Source organism: Breznakiella homolactica (assembly GCF_016616095.2).
Lineage (GTDB): Bacteria > Spirochaetota > Spirochaetia > Treponematales > Breznakiellaceae > Breznakiella > Breznakiella homolactica.
Map to the genome: position 1 here is coordinate 2,271,446 of NZ_CP067089.2, position 17,953 is coordinate 2,289,398.

15 protein-coding genes are annotated in these 17,953 nt (G+C 53.1%); 9 read left to right on the plus strand and 6 right to left on the minus strand.

Going from position 1 to position 17,953, the window contains the following annotated elements; all coding sequences use genetic code 11:
- Nucleotides 1–227: 227 nt before the first annotated feature.
- From JFL75_RS10295 to JFL75_RS10305, 3 genes are all read left to right on the plus strand, one after another.
- A complete protein-coding gene (locus tag JFL75_RS10295; protein WP_215626595.1) occupies nt 228–920 on the plus strand; it encodes a tetratricopeptide repeat protein in 693 nt (230 codons plus the stop codon).
- 296 nt (nt 921–1,216) lie between these two features.
- Nucleotides 1,217–2,098, plus strand: coding sequence for a sigma-70 family RNA polymerase sigma factor (locus JFL75_RS10300; protein WP_215626596.1), 882 nt, complete (start codon nt 1,217–1,219; stop codon nt 2,096–2,098).
- Between the two features lie 132 nt (nt 2,099–2,230).
- Nucleotides 2,231–2,920 carry an HAD family hydrolase gene (locus JFL75_RS10305; RefSeq protein ID WP_215626597.1) on the plus strand — a complete coding sequence of 230 codons (690 nt, stop codon included), beginning with the start codon at nt 2,231–2,233 and terminating at the stop codon, nt 2,918–2,920.
- On the opposite strand, the gene JFL75_RS10310 is transcribed toward JFL75_RS10305, so the two are convergent.
- From JFL75_RS10310 to dgoD, 3 genes are all read right to left on the minus strand, one after another.
- Complete coding sequence (locus JFL75_RS10310) at nt 2,910–4,268, minus strand: MATE family efflux transporter (RefSeq protein WP_215626598.1); 1,359 nt, start codon at nt 4,266–4,268, stop codon at nt 2,910–2,912. The two genes, JFL75_RS10305 and JFL75_RS10310, sit on opposite strands and share 11 nt — an antisense overlap.
- A 69-nt stretch (nt 4,269–4,337) precedes the next feature.
- The gene (locus JFL75_RS10315; RefSeq protein ID WP_215626599.1) at nt 4,338–4,910 is read right to left on the minus strand and encodes an N-acetyltransferase; all 573 of its coding nucleotides are present in this window, start codon (nt 4,908–4,910) and stop codon (nt 4,338–4,340) included.
- Between the two features lie 7 nt (nt 4,911–4,917).
- Nucleotides 4,918–6,066, minus strand: coding sequence for a galactonate dehydratase (gene dgoD / locus JFL75_RS10320; protein WP_215626600.1), 1,149 nt, complete (start codon nt 6,064–6,066; stop codon nt 4,918–4,920).
- Nucleotides 6,067–6,440: 374 nt separating this feature from the next.
- Between dgoD and JFL75_RS10325 the strand changes: the two genes are divergently transcribed.
- Nucleotides 6,441–8,270 (plus strand): proline--tRNA ligase, encoded by a 1,830-nt coding sequence (locus JFL75_RS10325; protein ID WP_215626601.1) that lies wholly within the window; start codon nt 6,441–6,443, stop codon nt 8,268–8,270.
- Between the two features lie 75 nt (nt 8,271–8,345).
- Here the strand turns inward: JFL75_RS10325 and JFL75_RS10330 are convergent, their stop codons facing one another.
- The 3 genes from JFL75_RS10330 to JFL75_RS10340 are packed head-to-tail and all read right to left on the minus strand — an operon-like array spanning nt 8,346 to nt 12,248.
- The gene (locus JFL75_RS10330; RefSeq protein WP_215626602.1) at nt 8,346–9,590 is read right to left on the minus strand and encodes an MFS transporter; all 1,245 of its coding nucleotides are present in this window, start codon (nt 9,588–9,590) and stop codon (nt 8,346–8,348) included.
- Between the two features lie 11 nt (nt 9,591–9,601).
- Nucleotides 9,602–10,777, minus strand: coding sequence for an ROK family transcriptional regulator (locus tag JFL75_RS10335; RefSeq protein WP_215626603.1), 1,176 nt, complete (start codon nt 10,775–10,777; stop codon nt 9,602–9,604).
- A 1-nt stretch (nt 10,778) separates the two neighbouring features.
- Entirely contained in the window at nt 10,779–12,248 is a 1,470-nt protein-coding gene (locus tag JFL75_RS10340) for an arylsulfatase (protein ID WP_215626604.1), read from the minus strand.
- Nucleotides 12,249–12,672: 424 nt separating this feature from the next.
- On the opposite strand from JFL75_RS10340, the gene JFL75_RS10345 reads away from it, so the two are divergent.
- The 5 genes from JFL75_RS10345 (at nt 12,673) to JFL75_RS10365 (ending at nt 17,946) form a co-directional block, all read left to right on the plus strand.
- On the plus strand, nt 12,673–13,944 hold the full coding sequence (locus JFL75_RS10345) for an ABC transporter substrate-binding protein (RefSeq protein WP_215626605.1): 1,272 nt from the start codon (nt 12,673–12,675) through the stop codon (nt 13,942–13,944).
- An 89-nt stretch (nt 13,945–14,033) separates the two neighbouring features.
- Entirely contained in the window at nt 14,034–14,930 is an 897-nt protein-coding gene (locus tag JFL75_RS10350) for a carbohydrate ABC transporter permease (RefSeq protein WP_215626606.1), read from the plus strand.
- A 13-nt stretch (nt 14,931–14,943) separates the two neighbouring features.
- The gene (locus JFL75_RS10355) at nt 14,944–15,783 is read left to right on the plus strand and encodes a carbohydrate ABC transporter permease (RefSeq protein ID WP_215626607.1); all 840 of its coding nucleotides are present in this window, start codon (nt 14,944–14,946) and stop codon (nt 15,781–15,783) included.
- A 4-nt stretch (nt 15,784–15,787) separates the two neighbouring features.
- Nucleotides 15,788–17,107 carry an alkaline phosphatase family protein gene (locus JFL75_RS10360; RefSeq protein ID WP_215626608.1) on the plus strand — a complete coding sequence of 440 codons (1,320 nt, stop codon included), beginning with the start codon at nt 15,788–15,790 and terminating at the stop codon, nt 17,105–17,107.
- The gene (locus tag JFL75_RS10365; RefSeq protein ID WP_215626609.1) at nt 17,104–17,946 is read left to right on the plus strand and encodes an MBL fold metallo-hydrolase; all 843 of its coding nucleotides are present in this window, start codon (nt 17,104–17,106) and stop codon (nt 17,944–17,946) included. Before JFL75_RS10360 ends, JFL75_RS10365 begins: the two co-directional genes overlap by 4 nt.
- Nucleotides 17,947–17,953 lie beyond the last annotated feature (7 nt).

Here is a 17,953-nt window from a genome sequence, read left to right on the forward strand (position 1 = left end):
AAACGCTATTGAAGGTCAAGGAAATTACGAAGGAGAAATGATTGGCCGGTATAATTATCCGGTCTTACAATTGTCTGTTTTCTATGATTATTTTTTGAATTTTATGTAACTGTTACTATAGTTTGAAGGTTATAGCTTATTCCGCTTGACAAAAAATCCCCGGGATCTACTTGTTTTCCGCCGCTATTTTCCGTATTTTATACTGTATATGGAAGAAGGTGCGGAACATGATGAGGAATTGGATTGCCCCGTTCAGACGGGGACTGCGGCAGCTTTCCCGTCATAATCCCAAGAAGGCGCTCAGGGAGTTCGAACAGGCTATGGCTCTGTGCCCTGCGTCGGAAAAGCGGGAACTTGCCAGAATACTGTTTTTTACCGGTATCTGTCTGGAACGCCTGGGACAGGAGTCCCTGGCGCTCAAAAGCTGGCTCAATGCCCGGCGTCTCATAAAAACCAAACGGTATTCCCGGTTCCTTTTCCGGTTTATCAACGGCTACGGTATGCGCCGCTCCGGTGACTGCCGGCAGGATGATTACCAGGCATTCCGGTCCATCCAGGCCCGGCGCTATCTCGAACGCCGGGGAATAGCCCGTTTTGCCTCTACCCCGGAATGGGACATGGTCAGGGCTCTTATCGATGACGCGTGGCAGCTGCTCTGCCGTTCCGGTATATTAAAAACCCTCAATATTTCCGAAAAACTCGCGATTTTTAAACGGGCTAAGCTCGATTTCCCCTATATCCATCCGGGCCAGGGTATGGAATCATACCGGGAGCCGCTGGCGGTGAATTTCAGGACCGGAGCAGCCCAGCCGAAGCTGATCGAGGGGGGAGATCTCTGCCCCTGCGGCTCGGGATTGAGCTACCAGCAGTGCTGCGGCCGGATACAGCCGGACTCCGCCGTCGAATTCGGCCCTAAATGACCCGTTTTTCCAATTAAGCCGCAGGTCTGAGTCTTTTTGACCCGTTTTATGTACGCTTCCGAAAATGTGGATCATTTTTAGACAGTTTCCGGAAAGTCCGGACGCTGATAAAGCTCTTTTTCAGAAAAAATTATATAACAAAACTGTTAATTTAGCACTTATTTCATTACTATATATATAATTATGATATAACATTATTTTATATGCTGATTGTGTAACTTGGCACGGGAATTGCTTTTATATTAATAACAGCAAATAAGAACCGAAAGGTTCCGGTGCAGCTAGGAGGCACAAAAATGGCAGAAATAAAAACAAAGAAACGGACCAATCAGACTGGTGATTTTAATTCAGATGAAAATATCCTCTCCATGTATTTGAAGGAAATCAATAAAATCCCGCTTCTGACCAGAGAGGAAGAAGATACCATAGCCCGGGCAGCTGCAAAGGGAAATAAGGCGGCCAAGGATAAACTGGTCAGCGCGAACCTGCGGTTTGTGGTCAATGTTGCGAAAAAATACCAGGGCCAGGGCCTCCCTCTGTCGGACCTGATCAGCGAAGGGAACATCGGGCTTCTCAACGCCATCGAACGGTACGATGTGGATAAGGGATACCATTTTATTTCATACGCGGTATGGTGGATCCGGCAGGCTATTCTCAAGGCAATCTGTGAGAAATCCCGGATGATCCGCCTCCCCCTGAACCGGGCCAACGAACTGGTTCAGATAGAAAAAGCCCGGAAACTTATCCAGGACGGACAGAGCGCGGATGCGGAGATCAACGAAGTGGCCCGTCTCCTGGAAATGGAACCGGCCCATGTGGCGGACCTTATCAATATAAGCCGGGACCTGGTATCCCTGGAAAATCCCGTGTACGCCGACAGGGATTCTTCCATACTTGGCGATTTTATTGAGGATGAACACTACAAATCCCCCGACGAAAACGCCGTGGAATCGGCCCTCCGGGATGATATAGAAGCGGTTCTCGAAACCCTCAACGATAAGGAAGCGGAGATTATCCGGTACCGGTTCGGGCTGGGAAACGACGCTCCCATGTCGCTCAAGGAAATCGGCGACCGGTTCAACCTTACCAAGGAACGGATCAGGCAGATCGAAAAGAAAGCCCTTAAGCGGCTCCAGCATCCCTCCCGGAAACGGCTCCTGGAGAGTTACGTAGCGTAACAAAAAAGGACCCCTTTGGGGTCCTTTTTTTTGGGGAGTTTCCCGGTTTACCGGGAAACTCCATACCTCTCTCGAAAAGGAAGAGCCTTTCGGCGGCTTTCAATAAGCGGAAAAATTGTATATAACATATTCATGATACAGGATAATGTTACGCCTAAAGCGGCGATTTTTGACATGGACGGGCTCATGCTCGACACCGAAGCCCCGGTTATACCGCTGTGGATTGAAGCGGCAAAAAACAGCGGATGGGAAATTGACGATTCGGTCCCCATAGCCAGTATCGGACGGGACGAGAATTCCATGAAAGAGCTCTTTGACGAAAAATACGGGGATGGCTTCCCGTACAATACCGTGCTGCAGGAAGTGCTGCGGCTCCTAAAACTGGAACGGGAAAAGAACAGCATCCGCCGCAAGCCCGGACTCATTGAGCTTCTGGATCATCTGAAGCAGCTGAATATTCCCATGGGGGTCGCCACATCGACCTTTAAGCATATCGCCGTCAGGAATCTTACGGACACCGGCATTATCCATTATTTTTCCGCCCTTACCTTCGGGGATGAAGTATCCAGGGGCAAACCGGCGCCGGATATTTTCCTGCTTGCCGCGGAACGGCTCGGCAGGGATCCTTCGGAATGCGTGGGGTTTGAGGACTCCGACGCGGGGCTCCGCGCTTTGGCGGCCGCGGGAATCCGTTCAGTTTTTATTAAGGATATCGCCGAACCTTCTCCTGAGGCGCTTAGTACAATATGGCGGCGGTACGGAAATCTGGCGGAAGCTATTCCGCTGTTCGATACCCCGGTCCCGGAGGCGGTCAGTCAATAACGCGCCGCAGCCACTTTCCGCTCCTGAGGCGCCAGACACCCAGCATGGCCTTGAAGGGATCTTCAATAATAATACACAGATAAATGATCCAAACCGGAGCGCTGAAAACACTCGCCGCGACCCAGGCCAGGGGAAGGCCTAAGGCCCACATAAAAAGGATATCATAGATGACACAGAAAACCGTGTCACCGCCCGCCCGGCAGACGCCGACAATCATGGACATATTAAAAGCCCTGAACGGATAGACACAGCTCAGGATGATAAACATAGCGTTGGTATTCAGCAAAACCTGGGCGTTGACATTAAAGAGAAACGGCAGCACCCGGGACAGCGGGATCAGGATAAAACCCGCCCCCAGCGCCAGCAGCGGCGCAAACCGGGTAATGCGGTAGGCGTAATCCCGGGCGGCGGTTTCATTGCCCTCGCCGATTTTTTTTCCGATAAGCACCGAGGCGCTGTTGCCGAGGCCGATAAAGACAACCCAGGTCAGCTGGGAAACGGTGCTGGTTATGTTAAACGCCGCGATGGCGTCGGTATTGGTTCTGGCAAAAACCACATTCTGCAGGGTTACGCCGAAGGCCCAGAGCAGTTCATTAAGAATTACCGGAGAGGTTATTTTAAGGAACCGCAGCACAAAGGCTGCGTTGAATCCCAGAAGATCCCGGAGGCTGCCGGCTATGTGGTATTTCCGGACGTAACTGGAAATGACAAGAATGAACATTTCCGTGATCCGGGCTATGACCGTGGCGATGGCCGCTCCGACAACGCCCATCGCGGGAATAGGTCCGGCGCCGAAAATAAAGAGGTAGTTAAGCCCCATATTTATCACCAGCGAAACCACGGTAGCCACCATGGCGAGGCGTACCTTTTCGATGGACCGCAGGATAATGGTAAACACGAAACTTATTGCAAAGGGAATAAACGACGGCGCCAGCGCCCTGATATACGCCGCTCCGGCTTCGATCACCAGGGGGTCCGGGGAATAAAACCCGATCAGCTGCCGGGGCGCGAAGACTGCCCCGGCGGTAAAAAGGGCCGCCACAAAAATAGAAAGCAGCAGGCAGAGGCCGGTGTTTTTCCTGATCCCCGGAATATCCCGCTTTCCCCAGTACTGGGCGGTAAAAATAGCCCCTCCGGAACATATACCGAAAAGGATCATATTATACAGAAAAAAAACCTGGTTTCCTAAACCAACGGCGGCGATTTCCACAGTACCGAGCCGCCCGATCATGACCGTATCAACCATGTTCACGAAGGAGTTCACCAAATTCTGGAGCATGATCGGAACAGCTATTGTAAAGAGGCTTCTAAAAAACTGTTTATCGTCGAACAGAGAACGGATACGCATATAACGGAACACTCCCCAAAGCCGGCCGAAAGGACAGCCTCACCCGGGATCATACCTGCCTGACGGAATTTATTGTATGGATTTTTCCATAATCAACGCATCGGAACGGACGCCGGAATCCCCATTATCATGGTTATCAAAGAATTGTTCAAGCTTCCCCGTATAGGAGAAACCTTCGGTTTCGTAGATATGCCGGGCCGCGAGCCAGGTCTCATTAACCGCCAGAACCATCCGGGCAATTTGGGGATTGGCTTTGAGGATCATTTTGAGGGAACCGGTAAAAAGCAAACGCCCCACTCCCCGTACCGCCGGATCCGCGGCAAAGGACGAAATGTACAGTACACTGCCGGAGGGATCGTGGCGTTCCTCCATGGGGTGGCCCAGGGCATAGGATTCCTCCGTAAGAGGCGGGACCGCGTCCCAAAGCTCCGAGCAGAAATAGCCCCCCAGGGGCCGGACGGTTCCGGGTTTTTCCGCCATTTCCGGTCCGGTAAGGAGGACCGTATTCCCCGTGGGAAAAAGCTTGAGCCGCGCCAAAAACACATCCCGGTCCTCCCGGATGCCCCGGGCGAAGGCGGCGTCTTCAATACGCATGACCTCGCCAATATCCCCGGGCCGGGCCCAGTCTATTCTTTTTTCCATAAACGACCTACCATTCGGCGACAGTTCCGTCGAAATTGCGCCAGAGGGGATTTTTCCAGTTATGTCCCGTTTTCGCCGCCTCGATAACTTTTTCCTTGTTTACCGTTATACCCAGTCCCGGACCTTCCGGTATGTTGATGAATCCGTTTTGGAATTCAAAAACCTCCCGGTCCTCAAGGTAATCCAGCAGATCCGCTCCCTTATTATAATGAATGCCGAGGCTCTGTTCCTGGATTACCGCGTTGGGCGTACAGGCATCGAGCTGGACACACGCGGCCAGGGCAATCGGGCCCAGAGGACAGTGGGGAGCCACCGCGATATCAAAAGCCTCCGCCATGGAGGCGATTTTTTTGACTTCGCTGATACCCCCGGCATGGGACAAGTCCGGCTGGATAATGTCGGCATAGCCGTCAATAAAAAGCTGCTTGAAATCCCAGCGGCTGAACATGCGCTCTCCCGTTGCAATGGGCGTGGCGGTATGTTTGGTAATCTCCCGGAGGGCCTCGTTGTTTTCCGGCAGGACCGGTTCCTCTATGAACATGAGCCGGAACTGGTCCAGTTCCCGGGCGAGAATTTTCGCCATGGTTTTATGCACCCGCCCGTGGAAGTCGACGCCGATATCCATTTTAAACCCCAGGGCATCCCGGATTGAGGCGATCCGGTCGCATACGGCCTGGATTTTCTCAAAACTGTCGATGTAATGCATTTCCTCCGTGCCGTTCAGTTTAACCGCGGTGCAGCCCGATTCGTACAGTTTCAGGGCGCCGTTCCTGACGTCCTCCGGACGGTCCCCGCCGATCCAAGAGTAGACCCGGAGGCGGTCCCGGCATTTCCCGCCCAGAAGTTCATATACGGGAACCCCCAGGGATTTGCCTTTTATATCCCAGAGAGCCTGATCGATTCCCGCGATGGCACTCATGATCACCGGGCCTCCCCGGTAGAAGTACCCCCGGTACATGGCCTGCCACAGGTCTTCAATATTGCGGGGATCCGCCCCGATAAGCAGGGGAATGAATTCCTCGACCGCCGCTTTTACGGTGGCGGCGCGGCCTTCAATAACCGGTTCACCCCAGCCGGTTATCCCCGCGTCGGTTTCCATTTCCAGAAACAGCCAGCGGGGAGGAACGGTATATAAATTAATTTTGGTTATTTTCATGGGGAACTCCTCTATTTTCCATTCAATCGGAAGCGCATTTATGCGCATACTCCTTTTGGGCATCATAATCTGTGTGCGGAATTTGATCTACCGCTGCAGCACAGAAAAGCACCTCCTCTCAAGTCAGGGTATCTGCAGTATCTACAGATCAGCGGAAAAACAGCATGGATGTCCTGGCGGCAGCGCGGGGTGCCTGGTATTTATATAACAGGTACCATGATACCGCCTTGAAGAATCCCACCGAGCCGGGTATGCTGTAACGGTACTGTACAGCGGAATAAGTTCCGCCCGGGCCGCTGCCGCGGGTTTCCCGCCGCCGATACGAGGCGCAGCCTGTGTATTGCCAGAAGATACCTTCATTTTAAGGAAGAACCATGAAGATTTCCCAGACGTTTATGCCGACCCTCCGGGAAGTTCCCGGGGATGCGGTGATCGCCAGCCACCGGCTGATGCTCCGTGCAGCCATGATGCGCAAACTTGCCAACGGCCTCTTCGCGTACCTCCCCCTGGGACTCCGTTCCTTCAGAAAGGTTGAGAATATTATCCGGGAGGAAATGAACGCCATCGGAGCCCTGGAGGCAAAACCCACGGTTATCGTTCCGGGGGAAATCTGGAAAGAATCGGGCCGGTGGGACACCATGGGCGAAGCCCTGCTCCGGATAAAAAACCGGCAGGACGCCGACCTGGTAGCCTCTCCCACAGCGGAGGAGGCCTTTACCGCCCTGCTCCGGGACGAAGTGTCCAGCTACCGCCAGCTTCCCCTGACCATGTACCAGATCAACACCAAATACCGTGACGAGATCCGTCCCCGGTACGGCGTAATGCGGGGACGGGAATTCACCATGAAGGACGGTTATTCCTACCATACCAGTGAAGAAAGCCTCGACGACGTTTACCAGGCCATGGGCCGGGCCTACCGGCGTATTTTCAAACGCTGCGGACTCACGGTAATTCCCGTCAAAGCCGATACCGGTGCCATGGGCGGCACCGGTTCCGAGGAATTCATGGTGGAAAGTGAAATCGGCGACAATACGCTGATCCTCTGCCGGGACTGTGATTACGCGGCCAATGTGGAAAAGGCCGCGTGCAAACCGGATTTCGAAGCTCCCGCGTCGATTGAAGCCGCAAAAGCGGCGGCGGCGCAGACCCCGGCCCGGGAAAAGATCGATACCCCGGCGGTCCGGACCATAGAAGAGCTCTGCGCTTTCCTCAAAACCGATGCGAAACAGTTTATCAAAACCCTGATCTACCGGGGTATCAATGTTGAGGCGGATCTGTCCGCGGCTCCGGGAGGCTCAAAACTGGAAAAAAAGAGCCTCGCTCCGGACGCGCCTAAAACCTACCCGGAAGCTTTTTTTGCGGTCTGCATCCGGGGCGACCTCGATGTAAACGAGACAAAACTCGCGGCGGCAATCAAGGCGTCCGAAGTTTCCCTGGCATCCGATGCCGATGTGGAGCGTTTCACCGGCGCGCCGGTCGGTTTCGCGGGCCCCGTAGGGCTGAGGGATATTCCGGTAATAGCCGATGACAGCGTTACCGCCATGGCCGACGCCGTCACGGGCGCCCTGGAAAAGGATAAACACTATATCCACGCTGCCTATGGCCGGGATTTTGAACCCTGGCTGGTAACGGACATCAGGACAGTCGTTGCCGGGGACCGCTGTTCCGTCTGCGGCGGAGAACTGTATGAGAAAAAAGGGAATGAGCTCGGCCATATCTTCAAGCTCGGCAATAAATATACCAAAAGCATGAATTTCCGCTACCTCGACGCGGACGGAAAAAGCCAGATCCCCACCATGGGATGCTACGGCATCGGGCTTGACCGGACGCTAGCGTCGGTTATCGAGGAACACCACGATGACGACGGCATTGTCTGGCCCATGACCGTGGCACCGTACCACGTGATGATCGTTCCGATAAAATACGACGGCGCGGTCCGGGAAGCGGCTGATTCCCTGGCGGCGGAGCTGGAAGCCGCGGGGATTGAGGTTTTGCTCGACGACCGGGACGAACGCCCGGGGGTAAAGTTCAAGGACGCTGACCTCATCGGTATTCCCCTCCGGGTTGTGGTCGGCGAAAAAAACCTCCCCAAGGTTGAGGTAAAAAAGCGGACGGAAAAAGAAAGCCGTCTGACGGAACTTTCCGCCGCAGCCGCCGAACTCACCGGTATAGTCCGGTCGGAGCTCGCCGGCCTGAACGGATAAGCCGAAGCCCCGCTGTTTATGGCTGCCGGGAAACCCCGGCCCGCCCTTTTCCCGCCGGCTGGTACGGAGAGGATCTTAAGAGACTCTCCGCCAGAACGGCAGGCTGATCATGCAGCATACCACCCCCAGCGAAGCCATAAGCACAATAAGGTTTAACGAGGTGTTCCAGCCGTAATGGTCAGTAAGCATACCGATAGTATAGGTTGCCAGACTGCTGCCCACGTACACCGTGGCATTCATAATGCCCGATACCATTGAGACTTTCCCCAGAGATGAAAAATAAGACGGAACGAAACTGGCCAGCATCAGATTGATTCCCATCATACACGCGGTGACCAGGGCAAAAAGCGCAAGGGTAGCACCGTAGTAATGCTGGCCCCAGATTCTCAGCACCAGAGCCGCGGCGGCGGCGGTTCCAAACAAAATCAGGGACGTCAAAGCTTCATTTTTAAAGGCTTTATAAATCCTGTTGGTCACGTAAATCCCCGCCAGATTTACCAGCGGGAGTACGGTTGTGGAAAGGATGGCAAACGCGGAAGACACGGCAAAGTTTCTTTTCAGGAATACCGGAACCCAGTTAACCAGCCCATCCCGCAGAAAGCCCTGGAAAACCAGAGCGCCGCAGAACAGTATTGAAGCCGCGATAAGCGGTTTCCAGGTACCCTTCCACAATGTTCTCCCGGAGGTTACAGCGTTCTGCGGCCGCGCCGGATGTACTTTTCCAGCCGGCGCGGGATAATTCTTCAGCCCGATTATCCATAAAACAGCGGCTGCGGTAATTAAAACCGAAAAGAACAGAAAGACAGAGCGCCATCCGCTGAGCCATACCAGGAGACCGCTCAATACATACGCCGATAACATCGCTATGGGATAGGTAGTCCCCAGACCCACCAGCACGGTTTTTCTGCGTTCCGGTGAATAGTATTCCGCCACCATCCGCGCAATAGGCGGCCACAGCATGGACTGAAAAATCCCGTTGGCGCACCAGACCGTGAACAGCCAGGGCATGGTATTACCGAAAATCATGGCAAAATTCAAAACTCCGCTGGCAAGAAGACCGACGGAAACCATCCGGCGCGGGTGTACCCGGTCACCCAGATAACCGCTGAACAATTGACAGATACCGTAGGCAATAAAAAATCCCGTACCAATAAATCCGGCCTGGGCGCCGGTAATATTTTCGGTACGGATTATTTCAACCATAGACACGGTATAGCTTAATCGTCCGAGGTTTGAGGCAAAATACGATACCCAGCAAAGAAAATACAGTTTTTTCTGCTTCGCCGGATCCAGTACTCCTGAAGCCTGATTTTTATCCATGGAGACACTCTTTACTGGGGTAATTCACAGAGCTCGTCAAAATACATTTCCCGGCAGATAGCGGCGATACCGGTATTTGACGCGCGCCCCGCGAGCTCAGCGGGAACCAGCTTTGCCGGTACAATACAGTACTTCCGTATCATCTCATCAATAACCGGCAGTATCTGAGGCGCGAATACAAGGTATTCCCCGCCGAGAACTACCACATCACAGTTGAGAGCCATTACGAGATTGCAGATGACACAGCCCAGTTCCACAGCGATACCATCAATACATTGCCGGACAAAGGGATCATTGTTTTGCCACAGCCCGGTGATTTTTTCAAAAAGTTCATCCGGGCTTTCTTCCGCGGAAGCCGGGTTGTGTTCAATATATTTTTCCAAAAGTCCGTCAATGCATATTCTTTTTTCCAGGGACAGAGGAGAATCAAGATCCTGCGGCGTAATGAAGTTGGCGATTTCCCCCGCGGCCATCTGACCGCCGCGGTACAGCTTCCGGTCAATGATGATACCGGCCCCAAGTCCCTGGCCGCAGCTGATGTACACCAGGTTTTTTGCATCCTTGCCCGCTCCGTATTCGCATTCGCCCTGGGCTGAGGCATTGGTACTGTTGTAGATAAATACCGGACAGTTAAATTCACTTTGCAGTTTTTTGTATAATGCCTGGGGATTAAACGCGCCGTACATCGGACCGTTGATAATATGTTCCTGATCCAGGCTGATCACGCCGGGCGACGAAATACCGATGGCCGCGAGATCCTCCGGCTGCAGTCCCTGGGCGGAAAGCAGTGTTTCCAGGGCGCTTTTGCACATGTTGGACCAGGCATCAAAATCCCGCTGCGGTGTCTGCCGCACCGAAAACGAGCTGATCGTTTCTATTTTCAGATTGAACAGGTCAAACCGGGAACTCTGGTAACTGAAATCCAGCGTTGCGATGTACTTAAAATTCTTTTTTATCCGCAGGAGGTTGGGCTTGCGCCCGCTGCCCTTGGCAACCTCCGGTTCCCCAAGTTCCTCCACAATACCGCTTTGCATCAGCAGTGAAGTATTATCCGCCATGGCAGGTTTGCTGATCTTCAGCATCCGGGCAAGCTGGGCTTTTGAGACAGGACCGTGTTCATAAATTGCCCGAAGCACAGAACGCTGGTTTATTGCCCGCAGATAGGACTGGTTGGCCGCAACTGTCATGTCATGCTCCTGTAGTAAAAACACCGTTCAGCAAATTCTGCGGCGGTCGTCCGGGTATCAGGCGGCTGCCGTCGGTATACCCTTCTTCCCGGCCGCTCAATGCCTGAACCAGCCGCCCCCGGAGGATCGATATCCTGTCCTGGCATCCGGGCGCGCCGATAAGGTCGTCTTCCTCCCGGGGGTCGTGCGCCAGATCAAAATACTGCTCCCGGCCGCTCTGGCTGAACCAGATATATTTGTCTTTTTCACTTACGATATAATGATTTGACGCTTCACCGCCGCTGTGCTCTCCGTGGAGGTATTCCCTGACCGGGCCGGCGGACACTCCGGTGAGCAAAGGCTCCAGACTGCGGCCATCCATGCTTTGGGGGATATCCGCTCCGGCCATTTCCAGCAGGGTCGGCGCAATGTCCCGCAGTTCAACAACCCGGCCGCACACGGCATTTCTGCTGCCGCCGGCAATATTTTGCCCCACCCGGAAAATCAGCGGAATATTGATACTGCCCTGATAGGGTACCACTTTGCGGAACAGGCTGTGATCAAAAAGCATCTCCCCGTGGTCGGACAGGAAAACAACAATAGTATCTTCCAGGATCTTTTCCTGATCCAGGGTTTTGATAATACGGCCGATTTGATGGTCGATATGGGTTATGCAGGCGTAATAACCCGCCATACCCTGCCGGCGCAGTTCCGGATCACCGGTACCGAAGCGGGAATCATAATAACGGCCATCTTCTTCCGTGCGGGACGGATCGTCCCAGTCCCCGGAGGCGGGCTCACGAAGCTGCATCTGCCGGTATGTATCATAGTAGGAAACCGGCGCGTCCCAGGGCGGATGGGGGCGCACGTAACTGGCCATAATAAAGAAGGGAAGATCCCGGTCCCGTTTGTGGAGCGCCTTTAATGTTTCGGTGGTAACCCAGTTTGTCGGGTGGCTCATCTCATCGTAAATCCAGGGCCGGGTTATCCAGGAATTGCATTCGATCCCCGTATCCCCCACATCGGCGCCGGTTCCGCAGCGGTTCTTCAAAAAATCGATATACGCGTCGTGGGCAAACTGATGCTCAATCCAGGGATTTTCCGGTTTGCGGTAGTACCCTATGTATCCGTCATGTAAGGTCAGGTTCCTGAATCCGCAGCGGCGCAGGGGAGGATGGACATGCAGTTTACCGACAGCCTCGGTGTGGTATCCGGCATTGGACAGCAATTGGGGCAGCATGTCGGGATAATCCCAGGCCACACCGTCCTGATACCCTACCCGGCCGTGCCGCTCCTGGCTTTTGCCGGTAAACAGGGCGGCCCTGGCGGGAATGCAGCTGGGACAGGCAGAGTATGCGTTCACAAAACGCACGCCGTCCCGGGCAAGGCTATCCAGGTAAGGAGTTTTTACGTCCGGATGGCCGGCGGTCCCCATACAGTCCCCGCGCATTTGATCGCACATCAATAGCAATATATTGGGCTGTTTAACCATACAAACTCCTTTGCCGGTGCTGTTTATACAGTATAGTATACCATTCTTCTTTATAAAAAGTAATACTTTATTACTATATTTTTGGAGAAATTTCAAAATTTTAAGAAGAAACCATCTATATTTCAGAGAAAAAGCAGGAACAATACATTCTTCTTTTATTGAAATTTATTCTTTTGCCGTAATGTGCAGTATGCAGCCAAAATTTAATTTGTTTATACACAATAAATTAATAACAAATTTCATGCAAAAAAACCTTGGGGAACTGTTTTTCTCCATGATGTGAATAAAAACCTCTGAGAAACTTATTTTTCTTGCATTAGTAATACTTCCTTGCTATAATGCGATATTGAATACTACCTGCCGGCAATCACATTTATTTAGAAAGGAAGTATTCTATACTTAAACCACAAAAAAGGAGTACGGAATGAAAAAGATGGTATGGGTAATGGCAGCGGCGGCACTCTGCCTGTCGCTTCTGACAGCCTGCGGAAACAGCGAAAAAAAGGCAGCGCAATCCTCATCAGCGGGGAAAGTGACCCTTGAGCTTTGGCTGCAGAAAACCAATGTCGTGGAACAGTTCACCGAGATCATCAGCCGCTTTGAGGCGGAGAATCCGGACATTCATATAGAGCTTACCAGCGTCCCGGATCCGGAAACCGCCCTGGTCAGCCGTATCGCGGCCAACGATTATCCCGATATCATCACAATATGGCCCGCGGAAAAATTCTACCGGGACCTGATGCGGGACGGCGCGCTGCTGGACATTTCAAAAGAGGGCTTTATGAACCGGGTGGCCGGCGGCCCCCGGAGCATTGCCCAGTACGGCGGCAAGGATTACTCCCTGTCGGTGGCCATGAGCGCCTACGGAATGCTGGTCAACAAAAAATTATTCAGGGACAACAATTTGGAATACCCCACGACCTGGGACGAACTTCTGAAAGTGTGCAGGGCCTTTGAATCCGCCGGAATCCAGCCCTTTACTTTTTACGGCAAATCCACGGAGCAGGTTGGCCAGATGGGCGAGCGTATGTCCGGCATTATCGATAACGATATCACCGCTACCATAAGTCTGGTCGGCCAGGGCAAAACTACCTGGCAGCGGGAACCCCAGATGCGGCAGCTGGCCGCGGCTTTGGTGGAACTGCACAAACACGGACAGAAGGATGTCCTGGGGGCCGACTACGACGCCGCCTTTAACGATATGACCACCGAAAAAGCTGCCATGATGATCTACGGCAGCTGGGGGGTCCAGCGTTTGTTGAACATGAATCCCAACCTTGAAATTGAAATGATCCCGATCCCCAACCCAACGGGAGGGAAAAACACCGTTCCCGCGTCTATCGACACGGCCCTGGCCATCAGCACCGCGAGCAAAAACCCCGCGGCGGCTTTGAAATTCCTGGATTTCTTCTCCACCGCGGCAATAGCCCAGTGGTACGCGGATAACGAAAAAAATCCTCCGGTTATTGAAGGCGTCGTATACAACGTACCCCCTCTGATGCTGATGGCCGATACACTTAACAGCGGCGCGGCGTTCTTCACCCCCAGTGTGTACTGGCCCGCGGGCTTCCGCACTTCCTGGGAAGCTCCCATCCAGGCGCTTATCGATCCCCTGGGACGGAACGATATCGAGGCCTTCCTCAAGTCTACCAACGACATCTGTGTGGAATATTTCCGGGACTATGACTATCAATAAGATTCTGTGATCCGCGGCCCTCCCCTGCCCGGGGAGGGCCATTGTACCGTACCGCGGCGGAACAGAATTCTGTGAAGGAGAAAAAAGCTATGTATAAAAAACACCCTGGGATGTTATTTTACCGGAAACGCAACTGGGCATTTTTCGCCTTCACCGTTCCTCTGCTGATCCTGTACGGAGTTCTCTTTATCGCGCCCATCGCCGGAGGATTGTTTTACAGCTTTACCGACTACAACGGGATTTCAAAAAACATCAATTTTGTCGGGCTGAAAAATTATATATCCATTTTTTCCTCCAGCCGTTTTCCAAAATCAATCTGGTTCAATATTCAGTACAGTTTTTGGCTCGTTTTATTTACCGTGGTGCTTGGTTTGGTTCTTGCCCTTCTCCTGGACCGGGATATCAAGGCCAAGGGCTTTTTCCGGGCCATGTATTTTTTCCCGGCGGTTCTGCCGAACCTTACCATGGCCCTGGTGTTTAACGGCATCATGACCAAGGGAATCCCCGAACTCGGGATACTGCTGAACATTGAAAGCTGGGAAATCAGCCTGCTGTCCCGGACAAATACCGCGATGTACGCCGTCCTTTTTGTGAATATATGGAAAGGGCTCGCCATACCGACGGTACTGTTCCTGGCGGGGCTGCAGACGGTTCCCGCGGAACTGTATGAAAGCGCTTCGATAGACGGCGCCAGCCCGTGGAAACGCTTTAAGGTCATTACGATTCCCTTTTTAATCCCCAGCCTGACCATGGTCTTTGTGCTCACCCTCAAACAGGGCCTCATGGTGTACGATCTGATTATGGGTATGACCGGCGGCGGTCCCGCCGGAGCAACCGAAAGCATGGCCATGCTGATTTACCGCCACGGTTTTGTGGAGCGCAAGCTCAGCGCCGCCATGGCGGAATCCATCATTCTGGCGATACTGGTCTGCGCTATTTCATTCATCCAAATTTTCTGGTCCCAAAAACGGCGGGTCTACGACTGAGACAGGAGATACCATGGCAGCTGCAAAAAAACGCTTACTGAACATTTCAATATATACGGTGCTCATCCTGGGAATCCTGATAATTATTGTTCCCATGGTGATCGTTCTGATCAACGCCTTTAAAAGCAATATGGAAATCGCTGAGAGTTATTTCTCTCTTCCCACAGGTTTTTATACCAAAAACTTCGAACAGCTCTTTGAGAAAAACGATATTTTTTACAGTTTCCGCAATTCCGTGGTCATCACCGTGGTATCCCTGCTGGTAACAACCATTCTGCTGCCCATAACGGCCTACGGCGCCTGCCGCCACATGGTCCACAACCGCTGGTTCCGGTACCTGTATTACTTTCTTATCATCGGGCTGTTTGTTCCCTTCCAGGCAAAGATGATTCCCCTTATCATCATTGCCAGCAGATTGAATCTGATGAACGTGGCGGGAATCATCGTTGTATACATTGCGTCCTCCACCTGCGAAGGGGTATTCCTCTGCGGCGGCTATCTGCAAAGCATTCCCCCCGATATGGAAGAAGCCGCCTATATTGACGGCAGCGGTTATTTTGGAACCTACTGGCGGATTATTTTCCCCCTGATGAAACCGATCGTGGTGACCGTGGCCATACAAAACGCCCTGTGGATATGGAACGACTTTATGCTGCCCCTGCTGATGCTGAATAAAAGCAGCAAATTCTGGACCTTGATCCTGTATGTGTATAATTTCAAAACCGCCTATCAGACGGATTACGGCGCGATTTTCGCGTCATTCCTCCTGTCGATGCTGCCTATCATGGTGTTCTATATAATCATGCAGCGGAAAATCGTGGGGGGGCTTATCTCGGGAGCGGTTAAAGGATAGGTCCATGAAGAAAAAAGTTATTCTCCTTTCCCTGGATGCCCTGGGAAACGCGGATTTTGAAATAATGGCAAAACTGCCGGGATTTAAACGGATACTGGAACAGGGCACCTGGTGCAGCCGCAGCCGTTCGGTGTACCCTTCCCTCACGTTTCCCAGCCACGCGAGCATCATCACCGGGTGCAAACCCGCAGGCCACGGTATTGTAAATAATTACATCCTGGAACCCGGACAGGAGCCGGGGCGGTGGTACCATTATTCCGGCGCCCTCAAACGAAAAGCCCTTTGGGATTACGCCGCCGCCGCGGGAAAAACAATGTTATCCCTGTCGTGGCCGGTAAGCGGCGGCGCGGATATCCGGTACAACCTTCCCGAAATGAATCCCGCCAAACCGAAGATCTGGAACGCCGCGAATTTCGCCGCCCAGATGGGACTTTTCTTTTCCCACGGAACCCCTTCCCTGGCGGTAAAAAATCTGCTGGTAAACCCGTCCCTGGCAAAGGCCTGGTTTTTGGGTGCCCAGCCGGATCTGGACAAGGGCATAATAAAACTCTTCCTGAAGAACCTTCGCCAATATTCCTGGGATATCGCGTTGTGCCATATTTACGGTATGGATGACGCGAAACACTGTTTCGGAGCGGAAAGTCCCGAAGCGCGGGAATATCTGCCGCTGTACGGCGATTTCGTAAACCGGCTGGCGGATTTTGTGGATGAACGGAAAAAAGCGGGTGAGGCAATTACCCTGATGGTAACCGGAGACCATTCCCAGCTTGATGTAACCAAAGCCGTATGCGGCAACATGATGCTGGCGGAGATGGGATATTCCCAATGGAAAAACGGAAAATTACAAAGCTGGGACGCCTGGATGGATTCCGGGGACGGGATGGCGTACCTGTATATCCGCGAAGGCATTGCGGACACAGCCGCCGCGAAGGCTATGATTAAAACAATTGCCCGGAAATTCAAAGCCCATCCCGGAGTCGCGAAGGTGATGTATCCAGAGGAGTTTCTTCCCCTGGGATGCGGCAGCGACGCGGCCCTGGTATTTGAGGCCGCCCCCGGCTGCGGTTTTGACGGCCGCTGGCATAGCGGGGCGGAAAACAGCGATTACAGTATTCCCAATCAGTACAAGGCCATCCACGGGTATCTGCCGGACATTCCGGGATACGAAACCCTGTTTTTCTGCTACGGCCAGGCGGTGCGGCCCGGTGAAATTCAATCCATGAGTATTATCGATATTCTGCCGACCGTCTGTGACTGGCTGGAGATTGTCCCCGATACCGTAGACGGCCGCCGCATCGAAAATCTTCTGGAGAAACAGATATGAGAATCCAGTATCTCGGCACCGCGGCCGCGGAGGGATTTCCCGCGCTTTTCTGCCGGTGCGATGCCTGCCGGAACGCCTTAGCCGCGGCGGGAAAAAACATCCGCACCCGGTCAAGCGTACTTATCAATAACCATCTCCTGATCGACCTGTCGCCGGATATTCTTATGCAGAAGCTGAATCTGCGCCTTGATCTGGCGGCCGCGGACGCCCTGTTCATCACCCATTCCCACAGCGACCATCTGGACGGAGCGGAGTTAACCCGGCGCAGCACAATTCATTACTGCCATATTCCCGATGAAAAACCCCTCCGCGTATACGGAAACGATACGGCCATCAGGCTGATAGAGAATGCTTTCTTTACGGAGTTCAAAACCGAAACGGATCCATCCCTGGAACTGCATAGAATTTGTCCGGGACAGGCCGTGCGATGCGGGGAATTAACCGTAACAGCCGTTCCGGCGGTACACGATCCCGGCGAGGAATGCCTTATTTATGTAATTGAAGAGGAAGGCGGCCAATCCCTGCTGTACGCGAACGACACCGCCCTGCCGCCGGAAGAAACCTTTGCCGCCATCGCCGGGTATCTTGCCGGAAAACAGCTCGATTACGTCAGCATGGACTGCACCCACGGGCCGAAACCCGGCAGCGCCAGTCACATGGGAATCGCCGAAAATAGAATTTTCCGGGACCGGTTAATTGCCTGCGGCGCATGCGGTTCATCGGCCCGCTTTATCGCGACCCATTTCGGGCATAACGGAGGAGCCCTGCACGGAGAGCTGGAAACTCTCCTGGGAAAGCATGGTATTTATCCCGCGTGGGACGGTTTTATACCGGAATGAAAAGTAC